The organism is Novosphingobium sp., from assembly GCF_030696665.1.
Classification (GTDB): domain Bacteria; phylum Pseudomonadota; class Alphaproteobacteria; order Sphingomonadales; family Sphingomonadaceae; genus Novosphingobium.
The window spans coordinates 93,495-106,427 of sequence record NZ_JAUYRV010000052.1; the positions used below are offsets into that span (position 1 = coordinate 93,495).

The following is a 12,933-nucleotide window of genomic DNA, read 5'->3' on the forward strand; positions in this document are numbered from 1 at the left end:
GAAGGATATGTGGACCCGCAATGGGGGGCTGGCAAGGGGCGCTAGGGCAACTTGCGGGGGTTTTTTTCCCGGATGGCTGCAACCAGTGCGGCGACTTGTGCCTCAGTCTCGGCCAGTGTCACACCGGTATCGATCACATGGTCCGCCCGCGCGCGTTTTTCGGCATCGGGCACTTGCAATGAAAGGATGTGCGCGAACTTTTCCGCCGTCATCCCGGGCCGCGCCAGCACGCGCTTGCGCTGCACTTCGGCAGGGGCCGACACGACCATGACCGCATCAAGATCCTTGCCATGCCCCTTTTCAAACAACAGCGGAATGTCGAACACGATCAGCGGCTCGCCGATATGCTCGATCATGAACGCCTCGCGCATCCGCGCGACCGCCGGGTGGACGATGGCCTCAAGCCGCTTGAGCGCGGCTGCATCGCCAAAAACCTTAGCGCCCAGTTCCTGCCGCTTCACGCCTTCCGGCCCGGTCGTGCCCGGAAACGCCGCCTCGATCGCCGGCACCAACGCGCCGCGCGGCCCTTGCAGATGATGCACCGCTGCATCGGCATCGAAAACCGGCACGCCAATCTCGCGCAGCATCAGGGCCACCGCTGATTTGCCCATGCCGATGGAACCGGTCAGCCCCATGACGAACGGCCTGCTCATGCCAGCAGCCTTTCACGCAGTTCCACGTCCGCCGCTCCGCGCGGCGGCACTGCACCAAAGAAGCGCCGGAACGCATGATCTGCCTGCCCGATCAGCATGGAAAGCCCATCCACCGTGCGGAACCCCGCCGCCCGCGCAGCTTTCAGAAACTCGGTCTCCAATGGCGAGGTGACGATGTCATAGAACACCGACCCCGGTGGTGCATGGCTCATATCAAAGGCCAAAGGCGGCTGCCCGCTCATCCCCAGCGATGAAGCATTGACCACCAGATCAAAGCACCCCTCGCGGTCGTCAAAAACGAAGTCAGTCGCATCGGCAAAGTGATCGAGCGGTGCCACGTGATGCTCACCCTGCGGGTCCAGCTCATCAAGCAGCCTTCTCGCCTTCTCCACATCACGCCCCGACAGCACGATCACCGCGTGCTCATCGGCCAGCGCCGCCACAATCGCCCGCGCCGCGCCGCCCGTGCCCAGCACGCGGGCCATGCGGAAATAGTGCGTCTGCGCCAGGTCTGCGCGCAATGGCTCCAGAAACCCCGGCGCATCGGTGTTGTACCCGACCAGCGCCCCATCTTCAGGCACGATAGTGTTCACCGCCCCGATCCGCTCGGCCAGCGGATCAAGCCGGCCCAGCAAGGGGATAACCGCCTGCTTGTGCGGCATCGTCACATTGCAGCCGCGCCAAGCGGGATCGCTCCGTCGCGCTGCCAGATAATCCGCCAACCCATCCGCCGTCACATGCGCACGATCATAGCGCCCTTCCAGCCCCAGCTTCTCCAGCCAGAACCCGTGAATGACCGGCGATTTGGATTGCGCAATCGGATCCCCGATCACTTCGGCATAAGGCACATTCAAGACGGCAATTCTCCCTGCGCGCGCAATGCGCCCAGCAGCGCCAATAGCGGCATTCCCAAAACGGTGAAGTGGCTGCCGTCGATCTGTTCGAACAGCTGCACGCCCAACGCCTCGATCCGGAACACCCCGACGCAGCCCGCAACGGCAGGCCATTCCCTGTCGATATAACTCTGGATAAATCCGGGAGAAAGCGTGCGAACCTGCAGTTTTGCGGTCTCGCAGGTTTTCCACACCACCGCGCCATCACGCATCAGCACGGCGGCGGAATGAAGGTGCATTTCCTTGCCCGAGAAGAACTCCAGATGCTCGACCGCATTGTCACGGCTCACCGGCTTGTCGAACTGACGCCCGCACACCTCAACCAGCGAATCCCCGCCCAGCACCAGTCGCCCCGGCGCAGCCAACGAAACCCCCACCGCCTTGGCTTCGGCCAGCACGCCTGCGATCTGGCATCCCGGAACGCCGATAAGCTCGCGCTTGATCGCCCCTTCGTCCACATCCGATCCGCGCGCCTCGAATGGCACGCCTGCATCCTGAAGCATCGCCTTGCGCGACGCGCTCTGGCTCGCAAGGATCAAGGTCATATCGGCTTCACTCCATCGCCACCGCCGCCACCGGCCGCACGTTCATTGTACAGGTTGATCACCGCCGCAGCTGTCTCTTCGATAGAGCGGCGCGAAACATCGATCACGGCCCAGCCGTTATCGGCAAACATGCGCCGTGCATATTGCACTTCGCGCGTGACCTGATCGTTGTCGACATAGGCGGTTTCAGGTGCCTGATTCAGTGACAGCAACCGGTTGCGCCGCACCGCGATCAGCCTTTCCGGGCTGGTCGTCAGCCCCACCACCAAGGGGCGGCGCAGTGAAAACAGCATCGACGGCGGCGGACTTTCCACCACAATCGGGATATTCGCCACCTTGTACCCGCGATTGGCGAGGTAGATCGACGTCGGCGTCTTCGAACTGCGCGAAACGCCCGCCAGCACGATGTCGGCCTCCTCCCAGTTCTCCCAGTTCACGCCGTCATCATGGGCAATCGTGAACTGGATCGCATCGACACGCGCGAAGTAGGCCTCGTCCATCATGTGCTGACGGCCCGGTCTGCCTTTGGCCTGCACACCCAGTTGCTGCTGCAAGGCGTCGGTCACGGTATCAAGCGCCGCCACGCTCGGCAGACCCAGCGCCATGCAGCGCTGCTCCAGCCGCTCGCGGGTTTCGGGATTGACCAGCGTGTAAAGCACCAGCCCGGGATTGGCTGCAATCTCGCCCATGATGCGGTCCAGATGTTGCATTGATCGCACCATCGGCCAGAAGTGGCGGACCACGTCAGCCCCATCGAACTGCGCCAGTGCCGCCTTGGCAATCATTTCCAGCGTTTCGCCGGTGGAATCCGACAGAAGGTGCAGGTGCAGGCGCTGCATGAACGGGCTTTCTGGTGCGGTTTTTCCCGGCTGAGCGATGGGTCGGGATGAACCTGTGGACAGTGGCCTGATAAACCACGGGACAGTTCCGGGGACAAGTTTGACCCGCAGATTCACCCTCCCTTCGAGTCATTCCCACACCCGGTTGTGGACAGGTGGACAGTCTTTTCCCCAGCCTGTGGAGAGCGATGATAACTTCGCCTTGACCTGACTCTGTCCAGAGTCGGAGACAGGGAAAAGTGTGGAAGCGGACTCACAAATCGGGCAGACCGCTGCAATCCCCGGTATCCACAGGGTCAACTAACACCATCAACCTGATTCTAAGAATCTATAGTAAGTAGAATGGACGAAGCACGATGCCGGAAACGACGCTCCAGACCGCGCCAGAAGCAGGCCCTCTTCTACGGACTCTTCGCGGCGAGAATCTGCCCAGCCGTCCGATCTGGCTGATGCGTCAGGCGGGGCGCTATCTGCCCGAATACCGCGAATTGCGCGCCGAAAGGGGCGGCTTCCTTGCGCTGGTCTATGATACCGATGCTGCGGCAGAGGTCACCGTGCAGCCGATCCGCCGCTTCGGCTTCGATGGCGCGATCCTGTTTTCCGACATCCTGATCGTGCCTTACGCGATGGGCCAGAACCTCCAGTTCCTCGCCGGTGAAGGCCCGCACCTCTCGCCACGCCTGCTCGATGCCACGCTGGAAAGCCTCACAGCCGTGCCTGAGCGCCTTGCCCCGATCTATGAGACGGTGGCCAAGGTGAAGGCGCAGATATCGCCTGAGACGACGCTGCTCGGCTTTGCGGGCAGCCCGTGGACCGTCGCCACCTACATGGTCGCAGGCGAAGGCAGCCGCGACCATCACGACACGCGTGCCCTTGCCTATCGTGATCCGTCCGCGTTTCAGGCGATCATCGATGCCATCGCCGATGTGACCATCGAATATCTCTCCGGCCAGGTCGATGCCGGTGCGCAAGGCTTGCAGCTGTTCGATTCATGGGCAGGCAGCCTGTCGCCTGCGCAATTCGAACGCTGGGTCATTGCCCCCAATGCAAAGATCGCCGCCGAAATGCAGCGTCGCTATCCACACGTTCCAGTCATCGGCTTCCCCAAGGGCGCGGGTGAAAAGCTGGCCGCCTATGCCCGCGAAACCGGCGTGAACGCAGTGGGTGTGGACGAAACCATCGACCCGCTCTGGGCTGCGCGCGAACTGCCCGCTGGCATGCCAGTGCAGGGCAATCTCGATCCGCTGCTGCTGCTATCAGGCGGGCCGGATCTGGAAAAGCAGACGATCCGCGTGCTCGAAGCCTTCGCCGACCGCCCGCACGTGTTCAACCTTGGCCACGGCATCGGGCAATTCACGCCTATTGAAAACGTCGAGGCACTGTTGAAGATCGTGCGAGGTTGGTCACACTGATCCTCACCTCACCCCTTACGAACGTCTTGCAATCAAGCGTCTGCGGCCCGAAATAGCCCCCACAGGGGCGCAGACGGCAGGCGAGAGCGCAAAACATGCAGCAGGTATTGGCGATGCTCTATCTCTGGCTGAAAGCCGGCCATGTCATCTTCGTGATCTTCTGGATGGCGGGCCTGTTCATGCTGCCGCGCTTCTTCGTCTATCATCAGGAAGCGCCTGAAGGCTCGCCCGAAAACGCCGTGTGGGTGGACCGTGAGGCCAAGCTGATGAAGATCATCATGTGGCCCGCGCTGGTCATTGTCTGGGGTTTCGGCCTTGTGCTGGCGGTTGAGATCGGGGCATTCCAGCAAGCCTGGTTCCACCTCAAGCTCGCTTTCGTTCTGGTACTCACGGCCTACCATTTCTGGCTGGCGAGCTATGCCCAGGGCCTTGCTGCAGGTGTCCGCAAACTCTCCGGCAAGAAGTTGCGGATGCTCAACGAGATCCCCGGCGTGGCGGCGGCTGTCATCGTGATCGCGGTGATCGTGAAGCCGTTCTGAATTCTGCGGCCTGCGCGCCTTGGGTGCGAAATCCGCATGCCCGGACTCGCCAATTGACTAACGCGTTCCGCGCGCATATTCCGCAGCGGACCGGAAACTGATGCGCTGCGCCTGATGCAGCCGCCCTCTTGCTTTCTCCAAGCCTTTCAGAGGCTTCCGGCCATCGACCTACCTTTTAGAATTCCCATTGGAATCACACGAAAATGCACCTGAAAGAACTCAAGAAAAAAACCCCTGCCGAGCTGGTCCAGATGGCCGAAGAGCTCGAGGTCGAAGGCGCAAGCACGATGCGCCGTCAGGATCTGATGTTCGCGATCCTCAAGGAAATGGCCGAAGACGGCGAGGAAATCCTCGGCATCGGCACGATCGAGGTTCTGCCCGATGGCTTCGGCTTCCTGCGCAGCCCCGAAGCGAACTACCTTGCCGGGCCTGACGACATTTACGTTTCGCCCAACCAGGTCCGCAAATGGGGCCTGCGCACGGGTGATACCGTTGAAGGTGAAGTCCGCGCGCCCAAGGATGGCGAGCGCTATTTTGCCATCACCCGCCTGATCAAGGTCAACTTTGACGAGCCGGACGCCGTCCGCCACCGCGTCAACTTCGACAACCTGACCCCGCTCTATCCGAACGAGCGCCTGAAGCTTGATACGCTTGACCCCACGGTCAAGGACAAGTCGGCGCGCGTGATCGATCTGGTCAGCCCGCAGGGCAAGGGCCAGCGCGCCCTGATCGTTGCCCCGCCACGCACCGGCAAGACCGTGCTGCTGCAGAACATGGCCAAGGCCATCACCGACAATCATCCCGAAGTGTTCCTGATTGTCCTTCTGGTCGATGAACGCCCCGAAGAAGTCACCGACATGCAGCGCAGCGTTAAGGGTGAGGTCATCTCCTCCACCTTCGACGAGCCGGCCACCCGCCACGTGCAAGTGGCCGAAATGGTCATCGAAAAGGCCAAGCGCCTGGTCGAACACAAGCGCGATGTCGTGATCCTGCTCGATTCGATCACGCGCCTTGGCCGCGCGTACAACACCGTCGTGCCTTCGTCGGGCAAGGTGCTGACCGGCGGTGTCGATGCCAACGCCCTGCAGCGCCCCAAGCGCTTCTTCGGTGCAGCCCGCAACATTGAGGAAGGCGGCTCGCTTTCCATCATTGCCACTGCGCTGATCGATACCGGCAGCCGCATGGACGAAGTGATCTTTGAAGAGTTCAAGGGCACCGGCAACTCGGAAATCGTGCTGGACCGCAAGGTTGCCGACAAGCGCATCTTCCCCGCACTCGACGTGGGCAAGAGCGGCACCCGCAAGGAAGAACTGCTCGTGCCGAAGGATCAGCTTTCGAAGATGTGGGTGCTGCGCCGTATCCTCATGCAGATGGGCACGATCGACGCGATGGAATTCCTGCTCGACAAGATCAAGGATTCCAAGACCAACGAAGATTTCTTCGCGACCATGAATCAATAAAATTCTGCGACAAGATGACTATTGAGGGCGGGGATAAATTCCCCGCCCTTTCTTGTTTCTGCAAGGCTTGCCCGCCACATTGCCCTGCATGGCCAATCGCACGCCTGCACAACCGCGCAAGTCGAGCCATACAGGCGTGGTCAAGGCCGTGCTTGGCCCCACCAACACCGGCAAGACTCACCTCGCCATAGAACGCCTTTGCGCGCACTCTTCCGGCGCCATCGGCTTCCCGCTGCGCCTGCTTGCCCGCGAGGTCTATGACCGCGTCTGCGCGATCAAGGGCGCGGAAAACGTGGCGCTCATCACCGGCGAAGAGCGCATCGAACCCAAAGGCGCGCGCTGGCACCTCTGCACGGTCGAGGCCATGCCTTCCCGCCCCGATCTTGCGTTCGTGGCGCTGGATGAAGCGCAACTCTCCGCCGATCCCGAACGCGGCCACGTGTTTACCGACCGCCTGCTCCACACTCGCGGGCGCGAGGAGACCATGCTGCTCGGTTCCTCCACGCTCGAACCGATGGTCAAGGCGCTGGTCCCCGAAGCCGAGATCGTCACTCGCCCCCGCTTCTCCACGCTGACGCACGTCGGCGCCAAGAAACTCTCACGCATCCCCCCACGCAGCGCCATCGTCGCCTTCAGTGCCGAGCAGGTCTATGTCATGGCCGAAATGCTCCGCCGCTTCCGTGGCGGTGCGGCGGTGGTCATGGGCGCGCTCAGCCCGCAGACGCGCAACGCCCAGGTGGCGATGTATCAAGCGGGCGAGGTCGACTATCTCGTCGCCACCGACGCGGTCGGCATGGGTCTCAATCTCGATGTCCACCATGTCGCCTTTGCAGGCCTGTCAAAGTACGACGGCCACCGCCAGCGCCGCCTGACCACTGCCGAAATGGCCCAGATCGCTGGCCGCGCCGGCCGCCACCAGCGCGATGGCACGTTTGGCACGCTGGCCGGAACCGGCGGCAATGACCCCGCCTTTACCGACGATGAAGTCTACGCAATCGAGGAGCACCGTTTCGCCCCTCTTACCCGCCTGTTCTGGCGCGAGGCCGATCCCCGGTTCGACGCTATTGCCACCCTGATCGACGATCTCGAAAGCCTGCCCCCTCTTCCCCAACTGGTCACCCCGCCACAGGCGATAGATCTCGCCGTGCTCAAGTTTCTGGCCGAAGACCCCGAAGTTGCTTCCAGCGTGCGCGGCAAGGCGTCGGTCCAACGCTTCTGGAATGTCTGCCGCCTCCCCGATTTCCGCCAGCAGGGCTATGAAACCCACGGTCGCTTCGTTGCCCGCCTGTGGCAGGACTTGCGCCACGGCTATCTCGGCGCAGATTTCGTCGCACAGGCCATCGCCCAACTCGACAATCCGGCGGGCGACATCGACACGCTGCAAGCCCGCATCGCCGCGATCCGCTCATGGTCCTACATTGCCCAGCGCCCCGATTGGGTGCTGGCCAAGGAAGAGATGTCCGCCCGCGCCCGCGCGGTTGAGGCGCGCCTTTCCGATGCGCTTCACGCGCGCCTGACCGAACGCTTCGTCAACCGCCGCACCACCGTGCTGATGCGCAAAGCCGGGGCCGACGCGGGCCTGCTCCCCGTCCGCCTCTCAGCTGAAGGCGCGCTGCTGGTCGACGATGAACCCATCGGCCACATCGAAGGCTTCCGCTTCGTCGTCGATCCCCTCGCCCGCGCCGAAGACCGCAAGCTCCTCCTCGCCGCCGCCGAACGCCACCTTCCCGGCCTGCTCGCCGCCCGCGCCGATGCACTGGTTCAGGCCGCCGCGGAACCGCAAGGTCTTGAATTCGAAGATACGGCTATCGTCTGGGACGGCCATGTCGTCGCACGGCTCGAACGCGGCCGCCGCCTGCTCGATCCGCGCCTGCGCCCCGATCCTGCGCTGGATCGCCTCTCCGCGCTCGACAAAGCCCGCGTGATCACCGCGCTCGAATGTTGGCTCGAAGCACACCACGCCCGCACCCTGGCCCCGCTCATCGCACTCGATCAGGCCAGCCGTGATCCTGCCTCCGGCCCGGAACTGCGCGCAGTGCTGCTCCACCTTGTCGAATCTGGCGGAGTGCTGCCGCGTGAGCAATCCGGCCTTGACCGGCTCGACCCTGCACAGCGCAACCGTCTGAAAAAGCTCGGCGTTCGTATCGGCTCTATGGACTTGTTTCAGCCGGCTGCGCTTCGTCCCGCTGCGATCCAGTCATGGCACCGCCTTGCCCGCCTTTGCGCAAAGCCCGCTCCACTTCCGCCCGAAGCCATGCAACCGGTGGTCCACACGCGCATTGCTCCTGCCGGATACCGCCGCCTTGGCAATGAGGCATTGCGCGTCGATCTGGCGGAAAAGCTGCTTCATTCCGCCCACGCCACGCGCACCGCCGCCAAGGCCCGCCGCGTATTCCTTGATCCTGCGGTCGCCCGTTCGATGAACCTGTCCACCGCCGCCTATGCTGCTTTACTGCGTGCAAGTGGTTTCCGTGTCCACATGGGCCGGCCCCTGCCCGAAAAGGCATACGGGCCGCCGCAGCCGCCGTTGTGGGACTGGCGACCATCGCGGCCTGCACCTGCACCTGAAGCTGTTCCACCCCGCTCCGTCAGCGGTGCGTTTGCGGCGCTGGCCGAACTGGTCGCAAGATAAGAGGGGAGAGGCCGCACTTGCGGATCGACAAGTTCCTGTGGTTCACCCGTTTTGCCGGCAGCCGCAGCCTCGCGCAGGATTGGGTCATGGCGGGGCACATGCGCCTCAATGGCCGCCGTATTGAACGCTGTAGCGTGGGGGTGAAAACAGGCGATGTGCTTGTCTTGCCAATGCGCAACCGGGTTGCTGTAATCGAGGTTCTTGCACTGCCCTTGCGGCGTGGTCCTGCCGCCGAAGCAGCAGCATGTTATCACCAGCTTGCAGATGCGCTTGACGCACCGGGTAAAACGCCTCTAGCACGGCCTCAAACAGACACCTGAGGGATCACTTTCGCCATGACCTATGTCGTCACCGACGCCTGCATCCGCTGCAAATTCATGGACTGCGTCGAGGTCTGCCCCGTGGATTGTTTCTACGAGGGTGAGAACATGCTGGTGATCAATCCCAGCGAATGCATCGACTGCGGCGTGTGTGAGCCTGAATGCCCGGCCGAAGCGATTCTGCCCGATACCGAATCCGGCCTTGAACAGTGGCTTGAACTCAACACCAAGTTTTCGGCGGAATGGCCGAACATCACCGCCAAGAAGGATGCTCCGGCTGACGCTGATGAGCATAAGGGCGAAGACGGAAAGTTCGACAAGTACTTCTCGGCTGAACCTGGCGAAGGCGACTGATTTTCGTCGTTTCTCGCGCACTTCCACCAGTGTGCGGCGTGCGGTCCTGCCCAGTCTGAAACGTCTGTTGTCTCCGTTGTGGAGGCAGCAAACGATTTCCGCTGCACTGCCGCACGTTCAGGGGTGGTAATTTTGTTGCTGAACTGCTATATCATTGGCCAAGCGCCGGTGGGCTTCTGCCCGTCCGGCGTCTTTTCACCACGAAAACGGCAGGACAATACAGGCAATCGGATCGCAAGCCCTGCATGACCGTCCACGTGGCGATCCATGCTTTTTCGCTTATTTGGCCTTTTCCCCCAAAGGCTTGCTTGCATCCTTTTCGTCCGCCCTGCCCGCGTCGAAAGGAATACCAATGGCAGTCAAGGCTCTCGCCTTCGATGTTGGGGACTACGTCGTTTATCCAAAGCATGGTGTCGGCCGGGTGGTCGAACTTCAGGACGAAGAAATTGCCGGCATGAAGCTGCAGCTCTATGTGCTGCGCTTCGAAAAGGAACGCATGACGCTGCGCGTTCCGGTCAACAAGGTCGAAGCCATCGGCATGCGCAAGCTGTCTTCGGACAAGACGCTGCGTGAAGCGCTTGATACGCTCAAGGGCAAGCCCAAGGTAAAGCGCACCATGTGGTCGCGCCGCGCTCAGGAATACGAAGCAAAGATCAACTCGGGCGATCTGGTGTCCATCGCCGAAGTCACGCGCGATCTGTTCCGCGCCGACGATCAGCCTGAGCAGTCCTATTCCGAACGTCAGATTTTCGAAGCTGCCTCTTCGCGCCTCGCGCGCGAACTCGCAGCGATGGAAAAGACGGATGAGCCTGCTGCGCTCAAGAAGATCCTCGAGATCCTCAACGAACACGCGCCCAAGTACTACGAAACGGCCTGATCCGTTTTCGCTTTACTGGCGTTCGCAAAAAGGCCTCCGGGAAACCGGGGGCCTTTTTCGTAACCCGACCAACGTCATGGCGAAATCCACCAACGACGTGGCCGAAGCCGCTTCACCGTGTTATACCGGCAATACAGTTGGGAGAGACCGGATCATGCTGCAAAACTTCGTTCGTGCCATCGCTGGCGTTGCCGCGTTTGGCCTCGCCACCGCGCTTGGCGGTTGCAACGCGTCGGGCATTTCGTTCAACGGCGAAAAGGGCGTGCCGCTGGCCGATCTTGATACGAGCGGCCCCGTCCCCACCGCAATTGCCTTGCTCGGACCTGACAATGTCCGCGTGACGCGCGGCGACAAGCTGGCGATTACCGTCGATGGCGATGATGCCGGAAAGTTGCGTTTTGCCCTGTCCGAAGGCCAACTGGGCATTGCGCGCGAAGGTTGGAAGCTTGGCCAGTCAACCAAATCGGCCACGGTCAACGTCACCCTGCCGATGCTCAGCGATGTTGTTCTGGCAGGATCGGGCAACTTGACCACCGACCAGTTGGGTGGTGCCGAAGCGAAGATCGTGATTGCCGGAAGCGGCATGGTCGATGCCCGCGCCATCGATGCGCAGAGCCTGAAAGTTGACGTCGTCGGTTCGGGCAAGTTGCGCGCGGCGGGCAAGGCCAAGGACATGAAGATGACCGTGGCGGGCAGCGGCGATGCCGAAATGGACGGGTTGAACGTCGATACCGCCAAAGTCGATGTCGCAGGCTCGGGCAATGCGCGCTTCGCGTCCAACGGCCAGGTCAGTGCAAACATCATGGGATCGGGCGAAGTCCGCATTTTCGGCCGCGCTACATGCAAGGTCAGCGCAATGGGTTCGGGCAAGCTCGTCTGCGAAAACGGCGTAACCCCGCAAAGCGACGACACCGAAGCCGCAGCTGGGCAATAACGCCGCCCTTACTCCCCTCCCGCAGGCGGGAGGGGTCGGGGGAGGGCATGTTTATCCTCCTGCCCCTGCTCCTTTCCCCCGAACCGGCGCATCTCCCGCTTGCCAAGTCTCTTGCACAATGGGACTTTCAGGCTTGATGGAGAATCCCATGCGTCTCGCTGCCATTCTGCTCCCAGCCGCCGCACTCATGTTGCCCGGCTGTGTGGCAAAGTCTGCCTTCGATCTGGTCACCATGCCGGTCCGCGCCGGGGCGCAGGCGGTCAACACCACCGCCGGGGTCTATGATCGCGTCACCGTCAGCCAGTCAGAACGTGACCAGAAGCTCGGCCGCCAGATTCGCCAACGCGAAGAGCGCTACGGCCGCCTCGCGCGGGATTATGACCGCGCCCGTGCCGATTGCCGCGATGGCGAGGATGACGCCTGCGACGATGCCCGCCGCATCTATGGCGAGATGAACGCACTGCGCGCGTCCGTCCCTTACCAACCGGAGTAACGCCTCAGGCTGCTGCCCGCCGCAGCCTGTCGTTGATCGCGGCCCCAATGCCCTCATCGGGCACCGGGGCCACCGCAATCAGCGTCTCGGGCGCGTCGGCCCCAAGATGCAGGCAGGCATAAAGCCGCGCCGCCGCTTCGGCCAGATCGCCTGACGCAGACAGCGAGACTTGTCCGCTAACGGCTCCGAATCCGATGAGGAACTCCCCTGCCCGCGCTGCCTCAGCATTCAGCCGCACCGGTTTGCCCGGCGCGTAGTGGCTGGCGAGCTGCCCCGGTGCTTCGATCTGCTTCGAATGGACTGCCGTGCTCCCCGCGCCCAGCACCGCCGCAATTTCGGCTTCGGCAATCGGTCCCGGCCGCAGCAAGGCCCAAGTGCCGTCTTCGCGCAGCCCGACGATGGTCGATTCAATCCCGCGCTGGGTCTCGCCGCCGTCAAGAATCACGTCCACCCGGTCACCCAGTGAAGCCGCAACATGCGCCGCACTTGTCGGACTCACGCCGCCACTGCGATTCGCCGATGGTGCGGCCAGTGGTAATCCACAGGTTTTCAGCAGGGCCTGCATCACCGGATGGGCGGGGCACCGCAGTGCCACCGTCGGCAGGCCTGCACTCACCGCTGCTGCCAGATTCGCGTCGCTCCGGCGCGGCAAAACCATCGTGAGCGCGCCGGGCCAGAACGCCTTTGCCAGCGCCAACGCCCGGTGGTCGAACACGGCATAGGCCTGCGCTGCCGTAACGTCGGGCACATGCACGATCAGCGGGTTGAAGTCCGGACGCCCCTTGGCGCGATAGATACCCGCAACCGCGTCGTCCTGATCCGCCCGTGCGGCAAGGCCATACACGGTTTCGGTCGGCACGGCCACGGTCCCACCCTGCGCGATAACTTGCGCCGCATACTGAAGTCCCCGATTGTCGGGCAAGTGCACCTTGGAAGGCTTTGTCGGCGTCATAAGCCTTCGCTATAGGGGGCCGCCAGCCCT

The 12,933-nt window shown here is 62.6% G+C and carries 14 protein-coding genes; 9 read left to right on the top strand and 5 right to left on the bottom strand.

The annotated features are described in order from the left end of the window. Positions 1–41 precede the first annotated feature (41 nt). The 4 genes from coaE to Q8R81_RS16835 are packed head-to-tail and all read right to left on the bottom strand — an operon-like array spanning position 42 to position 2,930. Positions 42–653, bottom strand: coding sequence for a dephospho-CoA kinase (gene coaE / locus Q8R81_RS16820; RefSeq protein ID WP_305619674.1), 612 nt, complete (start codon positions 651–653; stop codon positions 42–44). Further along, on the bottom strand, positions 650–1,507 hold the full coding sequence (aroE, locus tag Q8R81_RS16825; protein WP_305619675.1) for a shikimate dehydrogenase: 858 nt from the start codon (positions 1,505–1,507) through the stop codon (positions 650–652). The genes coaE and aroE overlap by 4 nt, the downstream gene beginning before the upstream one ends. After that, entirely contained in the window at positions 1,504–2,091 is a 588-nt protein-coding gene (locus Q8R81_RS16830) for a nucleoside triphosphate pyrophosphatase (protein WP_305619676.1), read from the bottom strand. The genes aroE and Q8R81_RS16830 overlap by 4 nt, the downstream gene beginning before the upstream one ends. Beyond that, positions 2,088–2,930, bottom strand: a complete 843-nt coding sequence (locus Q8R81_RS16835) for a pyruvate, water dikinase regulatory protein (RefSeq protein ID WP_305619677.1) — start codon at positions 2,928–2,930, stop codon at positions 2,088–2,090. The genes Q8R81_RS16830 and Q8R81_RS16835 overlap by 4 nt, the downstream gene beginning before the upstream one ends. Before the next feature lie 356 nt (positions 2,931–3,286). Between Q8R81_RS16835 and hemE the strand changes: the two genes are divergently transcribed. The 9 genes from hemE to Q8R81_RS16880 all read left to right on the top strand — a co-directional run bounded on the left by hemE (position 3,287) and on the right by Q8R81_RS16880 (position 11,951). Next, positions 3,287–4,342: a uroporphyrinogen decarboxylase gene (hemE, locus tag Q8R81_RS16840; protein ID WP_305619678.1), complete on the top strand. Its 1,056-nt coding sequence runs from the start codon at positions 3,287–3,289 to the stop codon at positions 4,340–4,342. Positions 4,343–4,437: 95 nt separating this feature from the next. Continuing rightward, positions 4,438–4,881 (top strand): CopD family protein, encoded by a 444-nt coding sequence (locus Q8R81_RS16845; RefSeq protein ID WP_305619679.1) that lies wholly within the window; start codon positions 4,438–4,440, stop codon positions 4,879–4,881. Positions 4,882–5,084: 203 nt separating this feature from the next. Then, a complete protein-coding gene (gene rho / locus Q8R81_RS16850; RefSeq protein WP_305619680.1) occupies positions 5,085–6,341 on the top strand; it encodes a transcription termination factor Rho in 1,257 nt (418 codons plus the stop codon). A gap of 88 nt (positions 6,342–6,429) precedes the next feature. Next, positions 6,430–8,973 carry a helicase-related protein gene (locus Q8R81_RS16855; protein ID WP_305619681.1) on the top strand — a complete coding sequence of 848 codons (2,544 nt, stop codon included), beginning with the start codon at positions 6,430–6,432 and terminating at the stop codon, positions 8,971–8,973. 17 nt (positions 8,974–8,990) lie between these two features. Continuing rightward, entirely contained in the window at positions 8,991–9,293 is a 303-nt protein-coding gene (locus Q8R81_RS16860; RefSeq protein WP_305619682.1) for an RNA-binding S4 domain-containing protein, read from the top strand. 15 nt (positions 9,294–9,308) lie between these two features. Then, positions 9,309–9,647: a ferredoxin FdxA gene (gene fdxA, locus Q8R81_RS16865; protein ID WP_305619683.1), complete on the top strand. Its 339-nt coding sequence runs from the start codon at positions 9,309–9,311 to the stop codon at positions 9,645–9,647. A gap of 352 nt (positions 9,648–9,999) precedes the next feature. Beyond that, positions 10,000–10,524: a CarD family transcriptional regulator gene (locus tag Q8R81_RS16870; protein WP_292629591.1), complete on the top strand. Its 525-nt coding sequence runs from the start codon at positions 10,000–10,002 to the stop codon at positions 10,522–10,524. A gap of 76 nt (positions 10,525–10,600) precedes the next feature. After that, a complete protein-coding gene (locus Q8R81_RS16875) occupies positions 10,601–11,458 on the top strand; it encodes a head GIN domain-containing protein (protein WP_305619684.1) in 858 nt (285 codons plus the stop codon). 148 nt (positions 11,459–11,606) lie between these two features. Then, entirely contained in the window at positions 11,607–11,951 is a 345-nt protein-coding gene (locus Q8R81_RS16880; protein WP_305619685.1) for a hypothetical protein, read from the top strand. Positions 11,952–11,955: 4 nt separating this feature from the next. On the opposite strand, the gene Q8R81_RS16885 is transcribed toward Q8R81_RS16880, so the two are convergent. After that, a complete protein-coding gene (locus Q8R81_RS16885) occupies positions 11,956–12,903 on the bottom strand; it encodes an L-threonylcarbamoyladenylate synthase (RefSeq protein WP_305619686.1) in 948 nt (315 codons plus the stop codon). Between the last annotated feature and the right edge of the window lie 30 nt (positions 12,904–12,933).